Source organism: Mesorhizobium sp. ORM8.1, from assembly GCF_053005525.2.
Window position 1 is genome coordinate 7,090,739 of record NZ_CM132600.1, and the last position, 23,957, is coordinate 7,114,695.

Annotated in this window: 17 protein-coding genes and 3 pseudogenes; 11 read left to right on the forward strand and 9 right to left on the reverse strand. The window is 63.1% G+C overall.

What is annotated here, in order from left to right; genetic code table 11:
• Positions 1–33 precede the first annotated feature (33 nt).
• The 5 genes and pseudogenes from ACVDG8_RS35340 to ACVDG8_RS35360 all read right to left on the reverse strand — a co-directional run.
• Positions 34–804, reverse strand: coding sequence for an SDR family oxidoreductase (locus ACVDG8_RS35340; RefSeq protein ID WP_447252611.1), 771 nt, complete (start codon positions 802–804; stop codon positions 34–36).
• Positions 805–834: 30 nt separating this feature from the next.
• Entirely contained in the window at positions 835–1,830 is a 996-nt protein-coding gene (locus tag ACVDG8_RS35345) for an ABC transporter permease (protein ID WP_447252612.1), read from the reverse strand.
• Positions 1,831–1,947: 117 nt separating this feature from the next.
• Positions 1,948–2,988, reverse strand: coding sequence for a sugar ABC transporter substrate-binding protein (locus tag ACVDG8_RS35350; RefSeq protein WP_447252613.1), 1,041 nt, complete (start codon positions 2,986–2,988; stop codon positions 1,948–1,950).
• 39 nt (positions 2,989–3,027) lie between these two features.
• On the reverse strand, positions 3,028–3,792 hold the full coding sequence (locus ACVDG8_RS35355) for an ATP-binding cassette domain-containing protein (RefSeq protein ID WP_447252614.1): 765 nt from the start codon (positions 3,790–3,792) through the stop codon (positions 3,028–3,030).
• Between the two features lie 4 nt (positions 3,793–3,796).
• Positions 3,797–4,953 (reverse strand): annotated as a pseudogene (locus tag ACVDG8_RS35360) (ROK family transcriptional regulator); the annotation flags it as partial.
• A gap of 206 nt (positions 4,954–5,159) precedes the next feature.
• Here ACVDG8_RS35360 and ACVDG8_RS35365 point away from each other — a divergent pair.
• The 3 genes and pseudogenes from ACVDG8_RS35365 to ACVDG8_RS35375 all read left to right on the forward strand — a co-directional run bounded on the left by ACVDG8_RS35365 (position 5,160) and on the right by ACVDG8_RS35375 (position 7,526).
• The gene (locus ACVDG8_RS35365; RefSeq protein WP_447252616.1) at positions 5,160–6,338 is read left to right on the forward strand and encodes a M24 family metallopeptidase; all 1,179 of its coding nucleotides are present in this window, start codon (positions 5,160–5,162) and stop codon (positions 6,336–6,338) included.
• A 127-nt stretch (positions 6,339–6,465) separates the two neighbouring features.
• A pseudogene (locus ACVDG8_RS35370) lies at positions 6,466–6,618 on the forward strand (M20 metallopeptidase family protein); the annotation flags it as partial.
• 56 nt (positions 6,619–6,674) lie between these two features.
• Positions 6,675–7,526: a M20 metallopeptidase family protein gene (locus ACVDG8_RS35375; RefSeq protein ID WP_455707443.1), complete on the forward strand. Its 852-nt coding sequence runs from the start codon at positions 6,675–6,677 to the stop codon at positions 7,524–7,526.
• Here the strand turns inward: ACVDG8_RS35375 and ACVDG8_RS35380 are convergent.
• Complete coding sequence (locus ACVDG8_RS35380) at positions 7,523–8,800, reverse strand: M23 family metallopeptidase (protein WP_447252618.1); 1,278 nt, start codon at positions 8,798–8,800, stop codon at positions 7,523–7,525. The two genes, ACVDG8_RS35375 and ACVDG8_RS35380, sit on opposite strands and share 4 nt — an antisense overlap.
• A 194-nt stretch (positions 8,801–8,994) precedes the next feature.
• On the reverse strand, positions 8,995–9,462 hold the full coding sequence (locus tag ACVDG8_RS35385; RefSeq protein ID WP_447252619.1) for a peroxiredoxin: 468 nt from the start codon (positions 9,460–9,462) through the stop codon (positions 8,995–8,997).
• A 95-nt stretch (positions 9,463–9,557) separates the two neighbouring features.
• Between ACVDG8_RS35385 and ACVDG8_RS35390 the strand changes: the two genes are divergently transcribed.
• Entirely contained in the window at positions 9,558–12,977 is a 3,420-nt protein-coding gene (locus ACVDG8_RS35390; RefSeq protein WP_447252620.1) for a hypothetical protein, read from the forward strand.
• A 12-nt stretch (positions 12,978–12,989) separates the two neighbouring features.
• Here the strand turns inward: ACVDG8_RS35390 and tyrS are convergent, their stop codons facing one another.
• A complete protein-coding gene (gene tyrS / locus ACVDG8_RS35395; protein ID WP_447252621.1) occupies positions 12,990–14,243 on the reverse strand; it encodes a tyrosine--tRNA ligase in 1,254 nt (417 codons plus the stop codon).
• 232 nt (positions 14,244–14,475) lie between these two features.
• Here tyrS and ACVDG8_RS35400 point away from each other — a divergent pair, with 232 nt between their 5' ends.
• Together ACVDG8_RS35400 and ACVDG8_RS35405 are read left to right on the forward strand one after the other, a co-directional pair.
• Positions 14,476–16,119, forward strand: a complete 1,644-nt coding sequence (locus tag ACVDG8_RS35400; protein WP_447252622.1) for an ArnT family glycosyltransferase — start codon at positions 14,476–14,478, stop codon at positions 16,117–16,119.
• A 62-nt stretch (positions 16,120–16,181) separates the two neighbouring features.
• On the forward strand, positions 16,182–16,973 hold the full coding sequence (locus tag ACVDG8_RS35405; protein ID WP_455707444.1) for a phosphatase PAP2 family protein: 792 nt from the start codon (positions 16,182–16,184) through the stop codon (positions 16,971–16,973).
• Between the two features lie 218 nt (positions 16,974–17,191).
• On the opposite strand, the gene ACVDG8_RS35410 is transcribed toward ACVDG8_RS35405, so the two are convergent.
• Positions 17,192–17,866 (reverse strand): alpha/beta hydrolase, encoded by a 675-nt coding sequence (locus ACVDG8_RS35410; RefSeq protein ID WP_371010837.1) that lies wholly within the window; start codon positions 17,864–17,866, stop codon positions 17,192–17,194.
• A 242-nt stretch (positions 17,867–18,108) separates the two neighbouring features.
• Here ACVDG8_RS35410 and ACVDG8_RS35415 point away from each other — a divergent pair, with 242 nt between their 5' ends.
• The 5 genes and pseudogenes from ACVDG8_RS35415 to sufD all read left to right on the forward strand — a co-directional run bounded on the left by ACVDG8_RS35415 (position 18,109) and on the right by sufD (position 23,933).
• Entirely contained in the window at positions 18,109–19,269 is a 1,161-nt protein-coding gene (locus ACVDG8_RS35415; protein WP_447252624.1) for a cysteine desulfurase family protein, read from the forward strand.
• Positions 19,270–19,510: 241 nt separating this feature from the next.
• Positions 19,511–21,028 (forward strand): Fe-S cluster assembly protein SufB, encoded by a 1,518-nt coding sequence (gene sufB / locus ACVDG8_RS35420; RefSeq protein WP_447252625.1) that lies wholly within the window; start codon positions 19,511–19,513, stop codon positions 21,026–21,028.
• 253 nt (positions 21,029–21,281) lie between these two features.
• A complete protein-coding gene (locus ACVDG8_RS35425) occupies positions 21,282–21,623 on the forward strand; it encodes a GIY-YIG nuclease family protein (RefSeq protein ID WP_447252626.1) in 342 nt (113 codons plus the stop codon).
• A gap of 257 nt (positions 21,624–21,880) precedes the next feature.
• Complete coding sequence (sufC, locus tag ACVDG8_RS35430; RefSeq protein WP_447257177.1) at positions 21,881–22,636, forward strand: Fe-S cluster assembly ATPase SufC; 756 nt, start codon at positions 21,881–21,883, stop codon at positions 22,634–22,636.
• Positions 22,637–22,661: 25 nt separating this feature from the next.
• Positions 22,662–23,933: pseudogene (gene sufD / locus ACVDG8_RS35435) on the forward strand (Fe-S cluster assembly protein SufD).
• Positions 23,934–23,957 lie beyond the last annotated feature (24 nt).

The following is a 23,957-nucleotide window of genomic DNA, read 5'->3' on the forward strand; positions in this document are numbered from 1 at the left end:
CGGTTCCCGCCAGATCGCGGACGACCAGGGGTGTCACGGCGGCGCCATCCGAAAATCCTTACCTTCCGGCAGCAATTGCCCACCGTCGACGACGATGGTCGTGCCGGTGATGTAGCTGGCGTCGTCCGAGGCCAGGAACAGGAAGGCATTGGCGACATCGCGCGGGCTGCCGAGCCGGCCGAGCGGGATGGAATCCTCCATGTTCTTGATATAGGCGGCGCCGCGATGCTGCTGGATGGCCTCGGTCAGGATGTTGCCTGGCTCGACCCCGTTGACGGTGATGCCATAGCCCGAGAACTCGAGCGCTGCCGAACGGATGAAGCCGTTGATGCCGGCTTTTGTCGCCGCGTAGTGCCCGTGGCCCGGGCTGGTGACATGCGGGCCGGTGATGGATGAGGTGTAGAGCATGCGGCCAAAGCGCTGCGCCTTCATCGGCACCAGTGCTGCACGGCTGGCATTGAATGTGCCGCGCAGATTGACCGCCATGACGCGGTCCCAATCGTCGGCGCTGGTGTTTTCGATCAATTGCCAGGGATAGATGCCGGCATTTTGCACGATGACGTCGAGGCGGCCGTGCTGCTTCAGCGCCAACGCGACCGCGGCCTCGGCGTCGCTCATTTGTGAAATATCGGTGCGGATGAAGGGGACGCCGAGTTCGTCCGCGGTCGCTTGCCCGGCCTCCACATCGGTGTCGGCCAGCACCAGCCTTGCACCTTCTTCGGCAAAGCGCAGCGCGATACCCTTGCCTATCCCGCGCGCGCTGCCGATGATCAGCGCCACCTTGTCTTGCAGTCGTCCGGTCATGCCCGCCTTCCTGTCATCAGAGTCTTCCTGTCATGCTAGTCTTTGGCGAATGGTTTGCTTGAAGGCGTCAAGCAGCACGGCGGCGAGCACCAGCAGGCCGTGGATAACCTGGGTGAAGTTGGCCGGCAGGCCCATCAAATTGATTGCCGTGTTGATGGCCGAGAGCAGAAGCACGCCGGCATAGACGCCAGGCAGGGTGCCGACGCCGCCCTTTAAGCTGACGCCGCCGATGACCACCGCGGCAAAGGCGTTGAACAGCAGGCCGACGCCGAGATTGGCCGTGGCGCCGGAGGTGCGGATCGCCAGCAGCCAGCCGGCCAGGCCGGCGATGGCACCGGCAAGCACGAAGGCGATGATGAGATTGCGGTTGACCCGGATGCCGGCGCGGAAGGTGGCGGTCTCGTTGCCGCCGATCATCACGAGATGCCGGCCGAACGGCGTCTTGGCCATGATCAGCGAGAAGACGACGAAGCAGGCGATGGCGATCCAGGCGGTGAGCGGCAGGCCGGCGAGGCGCTGGATGCCGAACCAGCGGATGGCTGGTGCCAGGTCCTGCGCCGAGCGGCCGCCCGAAATGACCAGCACCAGGCCGCGCACCCAGATGTAGGAGGCGAGCGTGATGATGAAGGCGCTCATCTTGACCCGCACCACCAGAAACCCGTTGAAAGCGCCGATCACGCCGCCGACAGCCAGCGCCAGCAGCAGCGAGACCGGAACCATCAGCCATTCCGGATGCAGTTGAATACCAAGGCCAATGCCCGACGAGCAGAACAGGATGCCCACTGCCATGGCGCTGAGCGCGGCGACCGATTCGACCGACAGGTCCATGTGGCCGGCGATGATGACCAGCGCCAGGCCGATCGACATGACGCCGAGCACGCTCGACGCCTCGACGATATTGGCGAAGATGCCGAGCTGGAAATAGTTTGGGATGAAGATGGAAAACACCACCAGCACGAACAGCAGCATGAACCAGACGAGATTGTCGAGGACGAACTCCAGGGTATGGCGGGTGCGGAGGTTCATAGGCTGATCCGGCTGGCGCATGGCCCGACAATCAATTCGATCTTCGGAAAGGCGCGGATTGGGATTGCGCGGGATTGGCTCCGGACCGAGATGGCCCGGAGCGTTTTTTGCGACGTGCTATTCGACTGACTTGACAGTGTCCGTCGGCGGCTTCTGATTGCCCCAGAAGGCCGGATTGTCGACGTTTTCCTTTGTGATGGCGGCGCCCGGGATCTTGATGTTCGGGCCCCAGGCTTCCTTGGTGACGACCGATTTCAGGCCAAGCACGTCATAGTCGCCAGGCTTGATTTCCTGCTTCTTGACGACTTTGTCCATGAACATGGCGACGGCCGCGGCCTGTGCGTAGAGCGGCTGTTCGACTTCGACGTTGAGCCAACCCTTGCGGATCAGGTCGAGGCCAACCGGAGCGCCGTTCGAGCTCATCAGCATGACATCGCCCGGCTTCTTGCCGGCAGCCTCGAGCGAGGCGACGGCGGCGACCGAGAGATGCGCGGCATGGCTGAAGATCAAGTCGATGTCGGGATTGGCCAACATCTGGTCGGCGACAATGGTGCCGGCGTTGCTGGCTTCCCACTGCATGGCCGGAAGCGAGATGATCTTGACGTCGGGAAACGCCTTCATCTTCTCCTCAAACCCCTTCTGGATATCGAGCGTGTAGGGATCGCCGGGGTCGCCCAGCACCTGCAGAACCTTGCCCTTCACCGATCCGTTCTTCGCCTTCAGCAGCTTCTCGGCCTGATCGGCGGCGATATGACCGATCTCCACGGTACCCGCCACCGAGGTGAAGTCGGAAGGCGTCGAGGTGATCTGGCGGTCAAACTCGACCACCGGGATGCTGGCGGCGCGCGCGGCTTCGATCGATGGTTTCAGCGCGTTGAAATCGACCGCGGCCAGGATGATCGCCGCCGGCTTCAGCGCGATGACGTCATTCATTTGTGATTGCTGCGCGTCGGTCTTGTTGTCGGCGTTCAGCGTCTTTATGTCGTAGCCGACCTGTTTCAGGAAAAGTTCCAGCGCGGTCACCGAGCCGGTCTGGAACTCGTCGAGCAGTGTCGGCACCATATAGTAGACGGTTCCCTTGGACTGGGCGAATGCCGGCGTGAGCGTGGCAAAGGCCAGTGCCAGGATACCGAAGACAGCAAGAAGTATTCGCTTCATGTTGTTGGCTCCCTGTTAAGCCGGACCCCTCTTTATCCCTCAGCCTACCGGTCCGGCACCGGCAAGCGTCTCTCCGGTGATCATGTTGATCACCGCATCGGGACTTGTTTTGTTGCGCGCCACATCGCCCGCCACGACACCTTGGCGGATCACCACGATCCGATCGGCCACCTGAAAAGCCTGCTGCATGATGTGGGTGATGATGACGACGCCGATGCCCTGGCTCGCCACCTGGCGGATCATGTCGAGGCCGCGCCGCGTCTGTTCGACGCCAAGGGCGGCGAACGGCTCGTCGAGCAGCACGAGCTTGCCGCCCCAATGCACGAATCGGTTGAGTTCGATCGCCTGCCTCTGGCCGCCCGAAAGATGCTCGACATTGGTGCGCAGGGACGGAATGCGGGTGCCGGCGCTGGCCAGAGCCTTCCCGACCACGGCCTCCATGGCGCGCTCATCCAGCACGGGAATGCCGAGAACCTTCCTGGTGATCTCGCGGCCCATGAAGAAATTGGCCACGACGTCGACATTGGTGCACAGCGATAGGTCCTGGTAGACGGTTTCGATGCCCGCCGCCTTGGCCTCGGCCGGCGACCGAGCAAGAAACTCCTTGCCTTCGAACAGCATGCGGCCCGAGGTCGGCTCCAGCCCGCCGGCAATGATCTTGACCAGCGTCGATTTACCGGCGCCATTGTCTCCGAGCAGCGCCACGACCTCGCCCTTGCCGATGGAAAAGCTGATTCCCTTCAGCGCTTCGATGGCGCCATAGTTCTTGGTGACGTTGTCGAGCACCAGCAAGGGTTCGCTCATGCGGCAATCTCCTTGCCGTCAGAAGATCGCGCCCTCGTTCGCGCTCGGCGGTAAACATCTGGCCGAAGCGCGGCGACAGCACTCCGGAAACCGCAAGGGCGGCGGCGCCCCGCAGTACCGAATGTTGCCCGCCGCGAGCGACCAAAATCCGGGGCGTGGTGCGGTCCTTGCGCGCCGAGACGGAGTTGTGCAGGCCGTCAGTCGAACCGGCTAGCCGTTCGAGCAGGTCGATGGACGCCAGCCCGCCGAGGATAACCGTTTCGGGGTCGAACAGGTTTTCGATGACGGCAATGGCATTGCGAAAGATCGGCGCGACTTCCGCGACCCAATCGGCCTCTGTGCCGTTCCAGCGCCGGAGCGCCTCGAGCGAGAGGTACCTTTCGAGACAGCCGCGGTTGCCGCAGGGCAAGCCTCGCCGCCGGGAACAACAGGGATGTGTCCGACCTCGCCGGCATTTCCCCACGCGCCGCGCAGCACGCCGCCGTCATGGACCATGACGCCGCCAAGGCCGACGCCGAAATAGAGGTAATAATATTCAGAGAATTGAGAGCCGAGGCCGTAAAGCCGCTCGCCCATTGCCGCAGCCGCCATGTCGGTTTCGAAGAAGGCCGGCAGTCCGGTCGAGGCCGCCAGCCGCTCGCGCAGCGCAACATCCTTCCAGCCGGTCATGGTGGTCGGACCGACAAAACTCATGGATTCGACGCCGAACGGTCCGGGCAGGGCCAGGCCGACCCCGAGAACCCGTCCTCCGGCCCGCAACCTGGTCAATTCAATCACCATCGCGCCGATCAGCTCGAAGGCGTGGTCAGGCGTTGCGTTCGGCGCTTCGCGATAGGTGCTCTCGATCACGTCGCCGCTCAAATTGATCAAGGCGGCATTGATGCCGAGCGGGGTGATGTGGATGCCGACGGCATAGCCGCCCTCAGGATTGATCCGCAGCGTCGCCGCAGGCAGGCCGCGTCCCTTCGGCTCCTCGCGAGCGGAGAGGATGTAGCCCTGCTCCTCCAATTCGCGAACGATGGTCGATACCGTCTGGACGGTAAGCCCGACGCGGCTGGCGATCTCGCCGCGGGCGATCGGTCCATGAAGGCGGATAGACTCAAGCACGATGCGCCGGTTGTACGGCCGCCCGAATTCCTGATTGGTCCCCCGCAATGCCATGCCTTGCGCTCCCGGCTGATGCAAGGTTCGCATCAAAGATTTATTCAGTCAAATGGAATTCAAAAATAAAAATGACAATGGAACCTCATGCCCGAAGAAGGCCATGGCCTAGAACCTGTCGCCCTTGGCCGATTGCCGCCCGCCGAAGCCGCTTTCAATGATGAGCAAGCCCCGCAACCGTTGATCCAACAAAGCATGGAGCAAAGATGATCGAATTGCCGTTTGCCCGCGAAGAGTACCAGCAGCGCCTCGCGAAAATCCGCGCCGAGATGGCGAAGCGCGGCATCGAACTCCTGATCGTCAACGACGTCGCCAACCAGCATTACATCACCGGCTATGACGGCTGGTCGTTCTACACGCCGCAGGTGGTGCTGGTCCCGATCGAGGAGGTCGAGCCGGTCTGGATCGGCCGCGCCATGGATGCGGCCGGCGGGTTGCTGACGGCGTGGATGAAGCCGGAGAACGTGATTGGCTTTCCCGAAGACCACGTCCAGCGCGCCGACCGCCATCCGATGGACTGGATCGCGGCCTGGATCGTCGCCAAGGGCTGGGGCAACCGCCCTATCGGCATCGAACTCGAAGCCTATTATTTCTCGCCGAAGGCGCATGCGCGGCTCGTTGCGGGACTGCCCAATGCCAAATGGCACGATGCCGATCTCTTGGTGAACTGGATCCGCGCGGTCAAGTCGGCGCCCGAAATCGCCTATCTGCGCAAGGCCTCGACATTGGCCGAGGCGGCGGTCACGCGCGCCTTCGAAGTGATCGCGCCGGGCGTGCGCGAATGCGATGCGATTGCCTCGATCCAGGCGGCGCAGATCGCCGGCAGTCCGGATTTCGCCGGCGACATCACGGCACTGCCGCCGACCATTCTCGGTGGCGAAAACGCATCGGCGCCGCACATCATGTGGAGCGACAGGCGGTTCGGAAAGGACGAGACGATCGCGCTTGAACTCGCCGGCGTCTGCCGCCGCTATGCCGCGGGGCTTGCCAGGACGATGCAGCTCGGCAAGACGCCGACAATTGTCGCGGACACGGCAAAGGCGGTGATCGAAGGCATGGATGCGGTGCTCGATACCGTACGGCCGGGAACGACCGCCGAGGCGGTCGAAGCCGCCTGGCGCAAGGTCATCCAGCGCTATGGGCTGAAGAAGGAATCGCGCATCGGCTACTCGATCGGCGTCGCCTATCCGCCGGATTGGGGCGAGCACACGACCAGCCTGAGGCCCGGCGACAAGACGGTGCTGCAACCCGGCAACGTCGTGCATTCCATCCTGGGCATGTGGATGGACGGCTGGGGCATCGAGGTCAGCGAGACCATTCTGGTGACCGAGACCGGCAATGAGACGCTGACGAAGCTCCCACGAGACATCCATGTCAAATCCTGACCGGCCAGCCCCAGCGCTCGACATCGATGCCGGGATTCTCGAGCGGATGATCGAGGTCCGTCGTCACCTGCACCGCCACCCGGAGCTTTCGAACCGCGAGACGGGCACGCAGCGTTATTTGCGCGAGATGCTCGCGGCGGAGGGTATTGCGGACATTCGCGATGTCGCCGGCTACGGCCTGACTGTCGACATAGTCGGCACCGGCCGGCCATCGAACCGCAAGATCGCCATTCGCGCCGATATCGACGCGTTGCCGATCGAGGAGGAGTCCGGCGTCGAGTTTGCGTCGGAGAATCCGGGTGTGATGCATGCCTGCGGCCACGATTCCACGCCGCGATGGGCTTTGCCGTGGCCGCGCACCTGCATCGCCAGCGCGACAGTTTCGGCGGGACCGTCCGCCTCATCTTCCAGCCGGCCGAGGAGGACGAGCCGTCAGGCGGCAAACGGGTGGTGGAGGAGGGGCTTCTCGACGATGTCGACGCCGCGATCTGCGTCCATGTCGATCCGTATACGCCGTCGGGTAAGGTCGGCGTCGGCTCCGGTCCCTACACTTTGTCCTGCGACACGTTCGATGTGATCGTCACCGGTTCGGCGGCGCATGCGGCGAAACCTTATGAAGGCGTCGACGCGCTGACCGTAGCCTGCTCGGTGGTGGGCGAGTTGCAGAAGATCGTCTCGCGTGAGACCGACCCCTACGACCCGTTGGTCATTTCGGTGACCGCCATCAATGGCGGCAACGCCTATAACGTCACGGCCGGCAAGGTGACGCTAAAGGGCACTATCCGCAGCGGCAGAGACGCCACCCGTGAGCGCGCCTGGCGCCGGGTTCGCGCGGTCGTCGAGGGGATCGCGGCAAGCCATGGGGCGAGCGCAAAGGTCGATATCCACCGGGGCGAACCTGGCGTTGTCAACGATGCCGAGATGGCGGGGCTGATCATCGCAGGCGCCAAGGCCAGCATCGGCGCGGACAATGCGCTCAACATGCCGGGATGGAGCATTGCCGACGACTTTGCCTATTACAGCGAGAAACGCCCGTCGGTCTATTTCAGGCTCGGTATCCGCAATGAAGAGGCGGGGTCGGTTTATCCGCTTCACCACGCCCGGTTTCGCGTCGACGAGGCCGCGTTGAAGAACGGCGTTCTCACCTTGGTTTCGGCGGCGACGATGTTCCTGTCGGCGCAACGTTAGAGATACTGCGCGACTTTCTTGCCGACGCTGAGGAAGCGCAGCGGGTCGACCGCCTCGCCATCGTGGCGCACCTCGTAGTGCAGATGCGGGCCGGTCGAGCGACCGCTGCTGCCGGTCTTGCCGATGACGTCGCCGGCGGCGAGCTTCTGGCCGACAACGACGTCGATCTCGCTCAGATGGCCATAGCGGGTGGCAAAGCCGCCGCCGTGATCGACCTCCACCATCCGGCCGTAGCCGCCGGCCCAGTCGGCCCTTGTCACCACGCCGGCCGCTGTCACCTTGGCCGGCATGCCGATCGGCGCCCGGAAATCCATACCCGTGTGCAAGGCGCCGGTGCCGAGGATCGGATCGATGCGCACGCCGAACGGGCTGGTCACGGTATGGCCAGGGGCGGGATTGGTGAGCGGCAGCTTGCGCGCTTCCTTCTTGACCTCGTCGAGCGTATCGAGCGCTTCGTCCAGTTCCTTGACCTTGCTGTCGAAGACCAGTGACGGGTCGAGCGGAACCAGCGGGCCGCCGACATCGCTCTTGCCGAATTCGCCATCGACCGGCAGGCCTGCCGCCTCCAGCGCCTGCGTGATGGCGTCGGCATTCTTGTAAGCGCTGTCAGCAAGCGTGGTGATGCGGGAAAGCTGTTGATTTTCAATGGTTTTGAGCGACGCATTGATCGACACGAACAATTTGTCGGCGCGATCTGCGGCCGTCTCGCCATCGAGCGGGTCAGACCGTGTCGCCCACAGCGAGAAAGGCCTTGTGTCGCTGGCGCTCAAGGATGCGACGGAATAGGTCGGTGCCTGCGAAAGGCTGCCAGTGATCTCGGCGTTGGGCTTCGGCGCCGTATCGTTTGTCGCGGGCACGTCGCCGCCGACTTCATTTTCGGCGCGCTCGAGGATCGGACCCAGCCGGCCATGGCGCTGGCTGAGCTGGGTCTGCCTGGCCAGCAGCTCGCTGACTTTGGTTTCCATGAGCTGCTGGTCGAGAAGCTGGCGGCTGGTGATGCGGTCGACCTGGGCGCGAAGCGCAGAGATGCGATCTTCATAAGCCTGTTGCATGCGCGCCTGCCTGGCCGTCGTGGCGCCGATCAGATCGTCGCGCAACACCAGATAGGAGGTGGCGAGCAGGTAACCGATGGCGACCGCGGCCAGGGCAGATCCGATCAGCGCCGCAAGCCAGGGGCGAATCGTGAAATGCCTGATTTCATTGCCGCGGGCGATGATGACCGTATGGGGTTCCTTGCGCCTGCCGAAGACCGCTGACTGACCGGTTGGGTTCACGGGACCAAGCTTTCGTTACGACCACCAACGAGAAGCCCGATTACACATTATTAGGGTTAACAAAGTTTTGCGGTTCGTAATCCCGGCTCAACCTATTCCCGCGATGCGGGTGCCGGGTTGCGGCGACAGGGAGCACGGCGAGGGGTGACCGGAAGGCGGCGAGGGGTGACCGGAAGGCGATTGTGCCGAGGAGGTTAGAGCGCGCGCACCGCCTCCAGGACTTGCTCGGCATGGCCCTTGACGCGAACCTGGCGCCAGATGCGGGCGATACGTCCATCCTTGCCGATCAGGAAGGTGGCGCGCTCGACGCCCATATATTTGCGGCCGTACATGCTTTTCTCGACCCACAGATGGTAGGCCTCGATCACTTTTCGCTCTTCATCGGCAACCAGATCGACGGTGAGATCGTACTTCTTCTTGAACTTGTCGTGCTTCTTCACGCTGTCGGGCGAGAGGCCGATCACCACGGCGCCGGCCTTTTCGAGTTCCGGCTTCAACTGCGAGAAGCCGATCGCCTCGTTGGTGCAGCTTGTGGTGTCGTCCTGCGGGTAAAAGTAGAGTACAACCGGCTTGCCCCGGAACGCGGCGAGGCTGAGCGAACCGCCGCTGTCACGCGGAAGATCGAATTGCGGCGCTTCGTCGCCCACGTCGAGATCAGCCATATCGATGCCCTTGTTTGCGGTTACGCGCGAGAAAGCATCGATATAACGTGAAGCGGGGATCCGTCCACGACGAGTTCGTCACAACGGAATATTGCTTGGATCAGGAAGAACCGCAGCACGAGAAGATCAGGTTCAGGCGTGACGAGATCACCGACCTGGGCAGGTTTCCGTCCGCGTGCAGCGTGCCGCCGCTTGGGCGGGCGGCCGTGCGCCGCCGCTTTCGCATCCTTGGCCACGTGTTTGCCGGGCTTTGCGCGCTCGTGTTCCTGGCGGCGGCTGGCGTTTATGTCATTGGTGCATCCGGTATCGGCACGGAACGGCTACGCGCCGAGGCAGAGGCGGCGATCGAGAAGCTCGCCGGCGTCGATGTCCAAGTCGCCGTCGGATCGGCGCGGCTGACCCTGGACGGGTCCAGCCTCGTTGCCCTCCAGGTGAACGACGTCAGCCTGAAAAGCGCCGACGGCAAGCCGATGGCCGACATGGGCCGTGTCCGCTTCGGCATGCGCTTGCTGCCGCTGCTGTCCGGCCAGGTCAGGCTGACCAGCGCCCGCTTCTCCGATGCCCGTATCATGGCCGCCGCGCTGCCGTCGGGCGGCGGCGACTGGACGGCGAGGTTGCGCAATGAGAACGGCCTGATCGATCCGGAGAAAGTTTTGGTGGCGGTCTTCGCAGGCGTCAACCAGGCGCTGGATGCGGTGCGCGAAGATTCGATGCGCCAGGTCGAACTCGGCAATGTCGAGTTCGATTTGCCCGACAATGGGTTGGCAAAGCGCGTGACCGTCACCGAAGCCAAGGTGACCCAGATAGGAACCGGCGGCATACAGCTTTCCTACGACGCCGATGTCGACGGCAGGCACGCGGTCCTGACGGGATCGGCGGCGCGCGATGCAACGGGCCGTCGCATCGCCTCGCTGGATGCCAGCCTTCAGATAGCGGATGCGAACGCGGCAGGGGGAACCTCCGCCGCGGCAAGCTCGAACAATGCTGCTCCCGCCGCCGGTGGCGGCAAGCTTGGTTCGGTCGCTTTGAAGCTTTCAGGCTCGGAAGCGGCCGGCGATACGCCGTCGCAGCTGACAGCCTCATTGTCGCTTGCCGGTGCGGAGCTCGACCTGGATGAGCGCGGCCTGTTGCCCGCCGATGTCGATGCCAATGCCACGCTGGTGGCAGGCTCCGACAAGATTTCGGTCGATAAGCTGCTCATCAAGAACGGCCGTTCCAGCTTCGATTTTGCCGGGTCGATCGGGCCGAAGCCGGCAGTTGCGGGGGAGGAGCCGTCCTACCGTTACGACCTGACCAGCGACGATTCCACGCTGGCGCCTTCGGAGTCGCCTGAGCCTCCGCTTCCGTTCGTCGCCCGCATCGCCGGGGTCTACCAGCCCAGCAGCCGCAAGCTCATTGCCGAGCAGATCGGCGTCCGCTCCGGCGGCTCGAGCGAGGTGCTAGGCGCGGCCACGCTTGCCTTCATCGACAACGGTCCTCCGGGCATATCGCTGTCCCTCAACGTCCACGACATGCCGGTTTCGCATGTCAAGCAATTGTGGCCGTGGTTCTCGGCCCGCAATGCGCGGCTCTGGGTGCTCGGCAATCTGTTTGGCGGCAATGTGAGCGACGCCAGCCTGCAGTTCCAGGTCGCGCCCGGGCGGCTGGGCAATGGCGTGCCGCTGTCCGGCGACGAGGTGTTCGGCCGCTTCCAGATCGACGGCTCGCGCTTCGACACGGCAGGCCGCATCCCGCCGATCCGCGACGCCGTGGGCGTTGTCGCCTTCCACGGCAACGATGTCGACATCAGCCTGTCTTCCGGCAGCGTCTATATGCCGAGCGGCCGCACCGTGGCGGCAAGCGGCGGCACGCTGACGATCAAGAACGCGAACCGTCCGATCGTTGTCGGCGCGCTCGACATCGACGTCGCCGGCGAGGCGCCGGCGATCGCCGAACTCGCTTCCTACGAACCGATCAATGCTATGCGCCATGTCGGGTTCTCGCCCGAGGACTTGTCCGGCACCGTCGCCGGCCACGTCAAGGCGGACATTCCGTTGACGCGGGGTATGGACACGTCGACGCTCGATTGGCTGGTATCGCTCGACTACAAGGATCTGTCGCTGGCCAAGCCGTTCGAGGACCAGACGGTGACCGAGGCCGATGGCTCGATCACCGTCGGGCCAAAGCAGGCGGTGATCTCGGCCGATGCCAAGCTCAACGGCATCCCGGCCGAGCTCGATCTTGTCGAGCCACTCGCCGATGACGGACCGGCGCGCAGCCGCAAGGTTACCCTGGTGCTCGACGATAAGACCCGCAAAGCCAGCATGCCAGGCCTGTCGGACCTGCTTTCCGGCACCATCAAGGTGGCGATCGACAAGAGCGGCGAGGGCGCCCAGGAGGTTTCGGCTGACCTGACAAACGCCAGGCTCGACATTCCGTGGGCGGGATGGAGTAAGGGCGCCGGCATTCCGGCCAAGGTCACATTTGCGATGGCCAAGTCCGGCAGCACGACCACGCTGTCGGATTTCGACCTCGATGGAAAGAGCTTCTCGGTCGAGGGCGACGTGACCCTGGTCAACGGCGCGCTGTCATCGGCCCGCTTCAGCAAGGTTGCGCTCAACCGGGGCGACGACATCGCCGTGTCGGTCAAGCGATCCGGCAAGAGCTACGCGGTCGATGTCAGCGGCGCCGCGCTCGACGCCCGCTCGCTGATCAAGCAGTTCACCTCGGATGTCGACACCGCCACCAAAGGCGCTGGCAGCGACGCGATCTCAGTCAGTGCCGATGTGCAATCCTTGACCGGTTTCCATGACGAGGTGCTCTCCAACCTGAAGCTCGACTACAGCGCCGCCGGCTCGCGCGTGAACGGGCTCAATGTCAGCGCCGCCGCGAGTTCGGGCGCAGCGATCGCAATCACCAACACCACCAACGAAGGCGGCCGTTCGCTCCGGGTGAAGTCGGCCGATGCCGGCGCCATCCTGCGTTTCCTCAACGTCTACGAACACATGGAAGGCGGCGCGATCACCATGTCGCTCGCCGGCGCCGCGGACGGGCCGATGAAAGGGCAGGTCGACACCAGCAATTTCTATATCGTCAACGAACCCAAGCTCGCCTCGATGGTGTCGACGACGCCGGCCGGCGACACGCGCAGCCTGAACCAGGCGGTCAAGGCCAATATCGACACATCGCGCGTGCAGTTCGAGCGCGGCTTCGCCGAGATCGAGAAGGGCTCCGGCTATCTGAAGCTGGGCAACGGCCTGCTGCGCGGCCCGCGCATCGGCACGACCTTCCAGGGCATACTTTACGACCAGAACAACAATATGGACATGACCGGCACCTTCATGCCGGTCTATGGACTGAACCGCATTTTCGGCGAACTGCCGCTGTTCGGCCCGTTGCTCGGCAACGGCCGCGACCGCGGCCTGATCGGCGTCACCTACCGGCTCAAGGGCAACGCCAACAAGCCGACGCTCAACATCAATCCGCTGTCGGTGGTGGCGCCCGGAATATTCCGCTCGATCTTCGAGTACCGGTAGCGAGTGCGGCCGTTAAGCCGGACGCACCAGCACGTGCTTCTTCTTGCCAAGCGAAAGCTTCACGACATTTTCCGGGCCGAGGTCCTGAAGCGTGACAACGCGCCGGTCGTCGGTCAGCGGCTGGTCGTTGATGCGCACGGCGCCGCCCTGGATGTGCCGGCGCGCTTCGCCATTCGAGCCCGCCAGTCCGGCGCCGACAAGCAGCGACAGGATGCCGATGCCGGCTTCGAGATCGGATTTGGCTACCTCGACGCTGGGCAGCGTGTCGGCGAGCGCGCCTTCCTCGAAGGTCTTGCGCGCGGTTTCGCTGGCGGTTTCGGCGGCGGCGCGGCCGTGCAGCATGGCGGTGATCTCGGTGGCCAGGATCTTCTTGGCCTCGTTGATCTCCGCGCCGCCAAGCGCCGCGAGCCGTGCCACTTCGTCGAGCGGCATCGTCGTATAAAGCTTGAGGAAGCGACCGACATCTGCGTCCTCGGTGTTGCGCCAATACTGCCAGAATTCATAAGGCGACAGCATGTCGCCATCGAGCCAGACCGCGCCCGAGGCGGACTTGCCCATCTTGGCGCCGGACGACGTGGTGAGCAGCGGCGTGGTCATCGCAAACAGCTGCACGCCTTCCATGCGGTGGCCGAGGTCGATGCCGTTGACGATGTTGCCCCACTGGTCGGAGCCGCCCATCTGCAGCCGGCAGCCGGCGCGCTTGTAGAGCTCGACGAAGTCATAGGCCTGCAGGATCATGTAGTTGAATTCGAGGAAGGACAGCGACTGCTCGCGGTCGAGCCTGAGCTTGACGCTATCGAAGGCAAGCATGCGGTTGACGGAGAAGTGCCGGCCGACATCGCGCAGGAAGTTGACGTAGTTGATCTCCATCAGCCAGTCGGCATTGTTGACCATGACCGCGTCGCCGGCGTCGTTGCCGAACTTCAGGTAAGGCGCGAAGTTGCGGCGGATGCCGACGAGGTTGTCGTCGATGTCCTGCGGGGTCAGAAGCTTGCGCGCCTCGTCCTTGAAGGACGGGTCGCCGATCATCGAGGTGCCGCCGCCCATCAGCGCGATCGGCCGGTGGCCGGTCTGCTGCAGCCAATGCAGCATCATGATCTGGATCAGTGATCCGGCATGCAGACTCTTGGCGGTGGCATCGAAGCCGATATAGGCGCTCACCGTTTCCTTGGCGAAAAGCTGGTCGAGGCCGGATTCATCGGAAATCTGGTGGATGAAGCCGCGCTCGCTCATGACGCGCAGGAAATCGGATTTGAAGGCAGACATTTTTTCTTCCTGGAGATCGCTTGGTACGCAGCCAAGCTTGATATGAACGCGGGCGTTTAGCATCCAAGCGGCCGAAGCAAAAGTGCTTTCCGGTTTGCGGCCGGATTGGGTTCGACGCCCGCGCGTCCTTGCCTCGCCCATTTTGCTGGCGTAATGAGGCGCCGCGCAAAGACCAAGCGCGCCTTACGCCGCGACGGGGCCATCCCGCAGACAGATCGGACAAGCTCCCGCGATGAACAGGAACTATCTCTTCCTCTTTCTGTTCAGCATCGTCATGACCGTCAGCGGACTGGCCATCCTGCCGCCGGTCGATCGCGACGAATCCCGCTTCGTCCAGGCGACCAAGCAGATGGTCGAGACCGGCGATTATGTCGACATCCGCCTCCAGGACGTCACGCGCTACAAGAAGCCGATCGGCATCTACTGGCTGCAATCGGCGGCCGTCGCGTTGAGCGGCGAGGGGGCCGGGGCGCCGATCTGGGTTTATCGCCTGGTCTCGATGCTTGGCATTGCGCTGGCGGTCGTCGGCATCGGCTGGACCGGGACAAAACTCTTCGGCGCCAATGCCGGCCTTGCCGCCGGCCTGATGATGGCGGCGATCTTCGCCACCGCCTTCGAAGGTCGCGACGCCAAGACCGACGCCATGCTTCTTGCCTGTTGCGTGGCGGCGCAAGGCGCGCTGGCGCAGGTCTATCTGGCGGCGCGGCGCAACGAACCGGCACCTGGCCATCTGCCGTGGATCTTCTGGATCGCGCAAGGGCTCGGCATCCTCATCAAGGGGCCGGTCGCGCCGCTGTTGTCGCTGCTCACGGCGGCCGCATTGATTGCCTTCGACCGCGACTGGCGCTGGTTGCTCAAGATGAAGCTGGTGCGCGGCGTCATCATCGTGCTTGCGATCGTGCTGCCCTGGCTCATCCTCATCACCTGGAAGAGCGGCGGCGCCTTCTTCCAGGAAGCGCTCGGCAAGGACATGCTGAACAAGGTGGCGCAGGGCGAGGAATCGCACGGCCTGCCGCCCGGCTTCTACATGCTGACCTATTCGCTGTTCATGTGGCCTTTCGGGCTGATCGCGGTCGGCGCCGGACTGCAGGCGATCAACCGGTTTTGGGACGATCCGCGCCTGCGCTTCTGCCTGGCCTGGTACATTCCATTCTGGCTGGTGTTCGAGGCGATCCCGACCAAGCTGCCGCATTATGTCATGCCGGCCTATCCGGGCATGGCGCTGCTGGTCGGCTGGCTGCTGACCTTGCCGGCCGACCAGGCCAATGCGCCGCTGAAGCGCTGGCAGAGTTGGCTTTGGTGGGCGACGGCCTTCGGTCTCGGCGTGGTGGCGATCGGCCTTGCCGTGGTCTGCGTCGGCTTGCCGCTCTATCTGACGAAGACCTTTTCCTGGTGGAGCATTCCGGCGGCGATCGCCGCTTTGGCCACCGGATATCTGGCGTTCCCGCGCCAATTGCAGGTGCCGCTCGGACGCATCGCCGCGATCGCGGTCGGCGCCGGTATCACCTTCAGCCTGCTGTTCGGCGTGATTGCGCCGTCGCTGAAGCCGATCTGGTTGAGCCCGGCTATCAAAGCCGCGGTCGACGCCAACCGTCTCTGCGACACCACTGTGCTTGCCTCGGCGAAGTATCAGGAGCCGAGCCTTGTGTTCCTGGTCGGCACCAAGACCGTGCTCACCGATGTCGACGGCGTGGCACGGCATCTTTTGGCTGATCCGTCCTGCGCTCTTGGACTGGTGCCGATCAAGGACGAGCAGAAGCTTACCGGCGCGCTGGCCGCGCAGGGCAAGTCGGCGCAGCGCCTGACCGAGATCGAAGGCATCAACTATTCGTCAGGAGACAAGCTCTCGCTCGGCCTTTATCGGGTGGCGCCGTGAACAACAGGCTCGGGCATCGAATATCCCTATATCGCCGCTCGCTCGGCAATTTTAGCGACACGATGAGGATCGTGAAGCGACGCTTTGCCGTGCGCCCGGCGCGCTATCCGAGAATTCTGTGGGCTGTGTGGGTACTTGCCTGGGCGCTGTTGACCGTGGCCGTCTTCCTGCGCCTCGACACAGGCGCGGGTGAGATGCGGAGCGAATGGTCGCCGGGTTTCGTGCGCTTCGCCGACTTCTTCACGCAATTCGGGCTTGGCGGCTGGTATCTCATTCCGGCGGCGCTTTGCCTCGTCGTTGCCAATCTGACGGATTGGCGCGGGCTTTCACGGGATGGCCGGATGCTCGTCTACAACTGGACGTGTTTCGCCTTCTTTGTGCTGTGTTCGGTTGGCCTTTCGGGCCTTGTGGTCAATCTGGTCAAATACGGCGTCGGCCGGGCGCGGCCGCTCTATTTCGACAGGTTCGGCGTCTTGTCGCTGCATCCTTTCGCCATGGATGCGCGCTTTGCCGGCTTCCCATCCGGCCACGCCACGACGATGGGCGCGATCTTCGGCATCCTGCTCTTGCTGTTCCCTCGGCGCTGGACCCTCGCGCTGATTGTCACCGCCTGCATTGCCTCGACACGCGTTTTCGTCGGCGCGCACTATCCGAGCGATACGGTCGCAGGTTTTGGCCTGGGACTGGCCTTCGCCATTCTCTCCGGCCTGGTCTTTGCCCGGCTCGGTTTCATTTTCGAGCACAACCAGGCGAAACTACCGGTGCGCAAAAAAGACGTTCCGGCTTGGCCGGTCCGATCCGCCCAACGTCAGGATAGCCATGGCCAGGCGGACCCGCTCAGCCGAAGAGGTTAGGGCCGACAAGCCGTAGGCTTATTGGCTGTCGAGCGTTTCACCGTTTCACGGAAACGGCGAACCGCTCTATCTTCTTGTTTTAACGCAATTCCGGACGGAAAACCGCTGACACTTTTCCCGGAATTGCGCTAGCGGAGCGGTTCGCTGACCTGCTGCAAGCAGCCGGCTTAGACAATCACGGCTGGAAGACCTCGGCGCAGTCTTCCAGCGATTTGCGCTTAGCGCAGCCGCTTCGGCCGGGGATCGGCGAGTTCGCCGGCCAGGCGCCGGTCGAGATAGTCGGAGCATTCCTGGATCAGCAGCTCGGAGTCGTTGGCGAAGAAATGGTTGGCGCCGGGCAGCGTCTTCTGGGTGATGGTGATGCCCTTCTGGGTGTGCAGCTTGTCGACCAGCCCTTGCACGTCCTTGGGCGGCGCCACCTTGTCGGCATCGCCATGGATGATGAGGCCGGACGACGGGCAGGGCGCCAGGAAGGAGAAGTCGTAAGTGTTGGGCTGCGGCGCCACAGAGATGAAGCCTTCGATCTCAGGCCGGCGCATCAGAAGCTGCATGCCGATCCACGAGCCGAAGGAATAGCCGGCGACCCAGCAGCTCTTGGAATCCGGATGCAGCGACTGCACCCAGTCCAGGGCTGCGGCCGCGTCCGACAATTCGCCGGTGCCGTGGTCGAATTCGCCCTGGCTGCGGCCGATGCCGCGGAAATTGAAGCGCAGGGTGGTGAAATCGCGCTTCTGGAACATGTAGAAGAGGTCATAGACGATCTTGTTGTTCATCGTGCCGCCAAATTGCGGGTGCGGATGCAGCACGATGGCGATCGGGGCGCTCTTTTCCTTCGAGGGCTGATAACGACCCTCCAGGCGACCGGCCGGACCGGCAAAAATGACCTCAGGCATAAAATACTCCACGTAGCATACGAGTGCGCTCGCCCGGAACTTCCTTGGCCTCTGCGACCTTGACGCCGGGCAAGCGTCTTCCTAGAAGCTAGTTTAGAATTGTTCAAAACTGGGTGGCCGGAACCCAATGGTCCGGACGCCCGCGCCGCAAGCCGGGTAAATAGGACGGCTTGCCTTGCAATTTCAAGGAAATAACGCGCTATTCTCGCGGGATAGTTGGCGGAAGGACGAACTGAGCGAAAATGGCCGCTAACCGCGCCTATCTCGATTACAACGCCAGCGCGCCGCTCCTTGCAGAGGCGCGGACGGCGATGGTCGCTGCGCTCGACGCCGCCAATCCGTCCTCGGTGCATGCCGAAGGCCGCGCGGCGCGGCGGCTGGTCGAAGATGCGCGCCGCGATGTGGCGCGGCTGGTCAACGCCAAGTCTGAGCATGTCGTCTTCACCTCCGGCGCTACCGAGGCCGCCTCGACGCTGCTGACGCCCGACTGGCGGATGGGCCGCGGCGCCATCCGCATGAGCCACCTTTACGTTTGCGAGGCCGATCATCCTTGCATCCTCAGCGGTGGGCGGTTCTCGGCAGGGCAAGTGTCACGTATCGGTGTGGATCGGAACGGCATCGCCGATCTCGACGCGCTGGCTACAGCGCTTGCCGCGCATGACAAGGCTGCCGGCCTGCCACTGGTTGCGATCCACGCCGCCAACAATGAGACCGGCGTCATCCAGCCGATCGAGCGTATTGCCGCAATCGTCAAGGCCGCGGGCGGGGTGCTGGTCGTCGACGCCGTGCAGGCGGCGGGGCGGATTGCGCTCGATATGTCAGTTCCTTATGCGGACTATCTGATCCTGTCCTCGCACAAGATCGGCGGTCCGAAGGGGGTTGGCGCGATTGTCGCCGCGTCCGACCTGATGATGCCGAAGCCGCTGGTCAATGGCGGCGGCCAGGAGAAGGGGCACCGCGCCGGCACGGAAAACATCGCCGGCATTGCCGGCTTCGGCGCTGCCGCGCGCGTTGCGCTGGCCGGTCTTGGCGATGTCGATGCGATCGCACAACGTCGCGATGAGATCGAAGCCATCGTGACAGGATTGGTGCTGGACGCGGAAATCTTCGGAAATGGCGCTCCGAGGCTTGCCAACACGACATTCTTCGCTATTCCCGGCGTCAAGGCCGAGACGGCGCAGATCGCTTTCGATCTTGCCGGCATAGCCTTGTCGGCGGGATCGGCCTGCTCGTCGGGAAAAGTCGGGCCGAGCCATGTGCTGAAGGCGATGGGCCATGGCGACAGCCTCGGCGCGTTGCGCGTGTCGATCGGCCGCGCGACCGGTGTCGAGGACATCGCGGCGTTCAAGGCAGCGCTGGCCGGCATTGCCGGACGCCGGGCCGGGAAGGAACAAGCCGCCTGAAGGGCGGCAGGGCATAGGAAGCGAGAATTGCCTCATGGTTCTCGCAAACCTGTTGCCCGAGGATGAATTCAGGCCATCTGGCCTGGTAGAGCCGTGCGTTTCGCGCTGGCCGGGTGAATTTCCGGTTGGAACGCACTATATGGAACTTACGCCGCTTCGGGCCCTTCGGTCGCCCGATTGAAAGCGATGCCATAGTTTGAAAACTGCCGGGCCTTGAACCCGGCGTGGATGGAGAACGCTGATGCCTGCTGTGCAGGAGACGATCGATCGAGTTCGAAAGATCGACGTCGACCAGTATAAATACGGATTCCAGACAGAGATCGCGATGGACAAGGCCCCCAAGGGCCTGAGCGAAGACATTATTCGCTTCATCTCGGCCAAGAAGGATGAGCCGTCCTGGATGCTGGAATGGCGTCTGGAAGCCTATCGGCGCTGGCTGACGCTGGAAGAGCCGACCTGGGCGCGCGTCCATTATCCGAAGATCGACTTCCAGGACATCTACTATTACGCGGCACCGAAGAGCACGCCCGGCCCGACGTCGCTGAGCGATGTCGATCCCGAATTGCTCAAGGTCTATGAGAAGCTCGGCATTCCGCTCAAGGAGCAGGAAATCCTCGCCGGCGTACAGAAAACCGACGTGTCCGAGCTCGAGGAAGCCAGCGACAATGTCTACAAGTCGGGCCGCGTCGCCGTCGACGCGGTGTTCGATTCCGTTTCGGTAGTTACCACCTTCAAGAAGGAGCTGGCGCAGGCCGGCGTCATCTTCTGCTCGATCTCGGAAGCCATCCGCGAGCATCCGGAACTCGTAAAGAAATATCTCGGCTCGGTCGTGCCGACCTCGGACAATTTCTACGCGACGCTGAATTCGGCCGTGTTCACCGACGGTTCGTTCGTCTTCGTGCCGAAGGGCGTGCGCTGCCCGATGGAACTGTCGACCTATTTCCGCATGAACGAGAAGAACACCGGCCAGTTCGAGCGCACGCTGATCATCGCCGAGGAGGGGGCTTACGTCTCCTATCTCGAGGGATGCACGGCCCCGCAGCGCGACGAGAACCAGCTGCATGCGGCTGTCGTCGAACTGGTGGCGCTCGACGATGCCGAGATCAAATATTCGACGGTACAGAACTGGTATCCCGGCGACGCCGAGGGCAAGGGCGGCATCTACAATTTCGTCACCAAGCGCGGCGACTGCCGTGGCGACCGCTCGAAGATCTCGTGGACGCAGGTCGAGACCGGCTCGGCGATCACCTGGAAATATCCGAGCTGCATCCTGCGCGGCGACGATTCCAGCGGCGAGTTCTATTCGATCGCCGTGTCGAACGGCTACCAACAGGTCGACAGCGGCACCAAGATGATCCATCTCGGCAAGAACACGTCGAGCCGTATCATCTCCAAGGGCATTGCCGCCGGCTTCTCGCAGAACACCTATCGCGGCCAGGTCTCGGCGCACCGCAAGGCGACCAACGCGCGCAACTTCACCAACTGCGACTCGCTTCTGATCGGCGACCAGTGCGGCGCGCACACCGTGCCTTACATGGAAGCCAAGAACTCGACGGCGCAGTTCGAACATGAAGCGACGACGTCGAAGATTTCCGAGGACCAGAAGTTCTACGTCATGCAGCGTGGCATCCCCGAGGAAGAGGCGATCGCGCTGATCGTCAACGGCTTTGTCAAGGATGTCATCCAGCAACTGCCGATGGAGTTCGCGGTCGAAGCGCAGAAGCTGATTGGCATCTCGCTTGAGGGGAGTGTGGGGTGATGAGCTCCGGCTTTGCGATGTCATCTCTGAGCCTGGCACCGTCATCCTCGGATTTGGCGCCGTCGTCTCTGAGTTTCGCGCTGTCGTCTGTGAGTCTCGTGCCGTCATCCTCGGGCTTGTCCCGAGGATCTGCTGTCCAACAGAGATACGGCGCGATCGGTATTGAGAGGCGGGTAGATCCTCGGGACAAGCCCGAGGATGACGGCGCCAAGTTTAAAGATGCCGGCACCTTGGACCGGTCATCAGCAGGAAAATGACTGGCTTTGTTTACATGATGTCCGATAAGCCGCGTGGAGTTATCTACATTGGTGTAACGAGCGATTTGCATGCGCGAGTGTGGGAACACCGTAATGATGTGCACCGAGGTTTTACCTCGAAATATAGTGCAAAGAATCTGGTTTGGTTCGAACGGCACCCAAATATCGTTCTAGCGATTCAGCGCGAAAAGTCTTTGAAGCGCTATCGCCGCGAATGGAAGACGAATCTGATTGAAGGCCTAAACCCGACTTGGCTGGATTTGTATGAGAGCATTGATGAGATTGAGAATGTCTATCGGCCTCATCCGAATACGAGAATGTGGAGTGATTACAATTAAGAAGTCAGCAGATACTCGCGCGCTACGGTCGTCATCCTCGGGCATTGCACCGTCATTGCCGGGTATTGCGCCGTCATCCTCGGGCTTGTCCCGAGGATCTGCCGCCCAACGAGAATGTGACGCAATCATGATTGAGAGGTCGGTAGATCCTCGGGACAAGCCCGAGGATGACGCGCTTCGTCTTGCGGGCGCGCTTTTAGGGAGATCCCGTCAGGGACCGAGCGTCGAGAACGACAAGAACACGAAAGTAGAAAATGATGCTTGAAATCAGAAACCTTCACGCCCGCATCGTCGATGATGGCACCGAGATCATCCGCGGCTTGAACCTGATCGTGAAAGACGGCGAGGTCGCCGCCATCATGGGGCCCAACGGCTCGGGCAAGTCGACGCTGTCCTATATCCTCGCCGGCCGCGAGGATTATGAAGTCACCGAAGGCGACATCCTCTACAACGGCCAGTCGATCCTGGAGATGGACCCGGCCGAGCGCGCCACGGCGGGCATCTTCCTCGCCTTCCAATACCCGATGGAGATACCGGGCGTCGCGACCATGGAATTCCTGAAAGTGGCGATGAACGAGCAGCGCAAGGCGCGCGGCGAGGAGCCGCTGAAGATCCCGGAATTCCTCAAGCGGGTGAAGGAGGCGGCAGCCTCGCTCTCGATGGACATGGCGATGCTGAAGCGGCCGCTCAATGTCGGCTTCTCCGGTGGCGAGAAGAAGCGCGCCGAGATCCTGCAGATGAAGCTGCTTGAGCCGAAGCTCTGCGTGCTCGACGAGACCGATTCCGGCCTCGACATCGACGCGCTGAAGATCGTCTCGGACGGCGTCAACGCGCTGCGTTCGCCGGAGCGCTCCATCGTCGTCATCACGCACTACCAGCGCCTCCTGGAGCACATCGTGCCCGACAGCGTGCACGTGCTCTACAAGGGCCAGGTCATCAAGTCCGGCGACAAGTCGCTGGCGCTCGACCTCGAGGCCAATGGCTATGCCGGCGTGATCGGGCAAGCCGCGTGAGATGGGAGCAGTCGAGGCAAGAGCGATGAACATGCATGCACAGCCCCAGCGGACATTGGCCGAGACGGCGCTGATCGACGCCTTCGGCGAGCGCCTGTCGCTGCTGCCGGGCGACGGCGCGGTGATGACCAAGCGCGATGACGCCATCGAGGCGATCAAGCACGGCCTGCCGACGCGGCGCGTCGAATCCTGGCACTATACGGATTTGCGTCGCCTGCTGACGGCGGTGCCGGGTTTCGAGGCCGATGCTGTCGCAAAAGCGCTGGCTCCTATTCTGGACGGTTCCGCCGTCCTGCCGGTGCTGAACGGCGTGTCGCAGACAAAACTGCCCCAGGTCGAAGGCGTTGCCGTGCAGCGCCTGTCGGAGAAGCTGACCGATGGCAGCGTGGCGCCGGGGTTGGACCCTTACGGTTCCGACGACGCGATCGGCGCGCTCAACACGGCCTTCGTCGCCGACGGCTATTTCGTCGAGATCGCCGACGGCACGGAATTGGAAAAGCCGATCGAATTGCAGAACCTGCAGGCCGGAGGCCAGGCGCATGTGCGGCTGCTGACAAGGTTGGCGCCGGCGCCAAGGCGATCATCGTCGAGCGGCAAACCGGTGACGGTAACGATGCGCTCGTCAGCTCGGTCAGCCAGCTTGTGCTTGACGAGGGCGCCGAGGTGATCTGGCTGATTGTCCAGGAACAGCCGGAGACGGCGACGCACCTGGCGCAGTTCAAGGCGCATATCGGCAAGGACGCGAAGCTGACGCTGTTCGTGATGAACGCCGGCGGCGAGACTGGTGCGCCAGGAGGTCGTGGTCAGGACGACGGGCGAAGGCGCCGACTTCAAGCTGCGCGGCGTCAATCTGCTCGCCGGCGATACACACACTGATGTTACCATGGTGCTCGACCATGCCGTACCGCACACGACCTCGACCGAGGTGATCCGCAATGTGGTGACCGGCAAGGCGCGCGGCGTCTTCCAGGGCCGCATCAACGTGCATCAATACGCGCAGAAGACCAACGCCAAGATGGCCTGCAATACGCTGCTCCTGTCGGATGATGGCGAGTTCTCGACCAAGCCGGAGCTGGAAATCTTCGCCGACGACGTCGTCTGCGGCCATGGTGCGACCGTCACCGAGATCGACCACAACCATCTGTTCTATCTGATGGCGCGCGGCATCGACGAGAAGAGCGCGCGCGGCCTGCTGGTGAAGGCTTTCGTCGCCGAAGTGATCGAAGAATTCGACGACGAGGCGCTTGTCGAGGCGCTGGAGGCCCGCCTCGATGGCTGGTTCGTGGCGCATGGCTAGCGCCTTTCCTTCTCCCCTTGTGCG

What these genes read in the sequence shown, in the direction of transcription:
- ACVDG8_RS35425 (WP_447252626.1), top strand. Translation starts at nt 21,282, where the DNA reads ATGACTGGCTTTGTTTACATGATGTCCGATAAGCCGCGTGGAGTTATC.
- ACVDG8_RS35385 (WP_447252619.1), bottom strand. Translation starts at nt 9,462, where the DNA reads ATGGCTGATCTCGACGTGGGCGACGAAGCGCCGCAATTCGATCTTCCG.
- ACVDG8_RS35365 (WP_447252616.1), top strand. Translation starts at nt 5,160, where the DNA reads ATGATCGAATTGCCGTTTGCCCGCGAAGAGTACCAGCAGCGCCTCGCG.
- ACVDG8_RS35405 (WP_455707444.1), top strand. Translation starts at nt 16,182, where the DNA reads ATGAGGATCGTGAAGCGACGCTTTGCCGTGCGCCCGGCGCGCTATCCG.
- ACVDG8_RS35415 (WP_447252624.1), top strand. Translation starts at nt 18,109, where the DNA reads ATGGCCGCTAACCGCGCCTATCTCGATTACAACGCCAGCGCGCCGCTC.
- ACVDG8_RS35375 (WP_455707443.1), top strand. Translation starts at nt 6,675, where the DNA reads ATGGGCTTTGCCGTGGCCGCGCACCTGCATCGCCAGCGCGACAGTTTC.
- ACVDG8_RS35350 (WP_447252613.1), bottom strand. Translation starts at nt 2,988, where the DNA reads ATGAAGCGAATACTTCTTGCTGTCTTCGGTATCCTGGCACTGGCCTTT.
- ACVDG8_RS35345 (WP_447252612.1), bottom strand. Translation starts at nt 1,830, where the DNA reads ATGAACCTCCGCACCCGCCATACCCTGGAGTTCGTCCTCGACAATCTC.
- ACVDG8_RS35400 (WP_447252622.1), top strand. Translation starts at nt 14,476, where the DNA reads ATGAACAGGAACTATCTCTTCCTCTTTCTGTTCAGCATCGTCATGACC.
- sufB (WP_447252625.1), top strand. Translation starts at nt 19,511, where the DNA reads ATGCCTGCTGTGCAGGAGACGATCGATCGAGTTCGAAAGATCGACGTC.
- ACVDG8_RS35340 (WP_447252611.1), bottom strand. Translation starts at nt 804, where the DNA reads ATGACCGGACGACTGCAAGACAAGGTGGCGCTGATCATCGGCAGCGCG.
- ACVDG8_RS35355 (WP_447252614.1), bottom strand. Translation starts at nt 3,792, where the DNA reads ATGAGCGAACCCTTGCTGGTGCTCGACAACGTCACCAAGAACTATGGC.
- sufC (WP_447257177.1), top strand. Translation starts at nt 21,881, where the DNA reads ATGCTTGAAATCAGAAACCTTCACGCCCGCATCGTCGATGATGGCACC.
- ACVDG8_RS35410 (WP_371010837.1), bottom strand. Translation starts at nt 17,866, where the DNA reads ATGCCTGAGGTCATTTTTGCCGGTCCGGCCGGTCGCCTGGAGGGTCGT.
- tyrS (WP_447252621.1), bottom strand. Translation starts at nt 14,243, where the DNA reads ATGTCTGCCTTCAAATCCGATTTCCTGCGCGTCATGAGCGAGCGCGGC.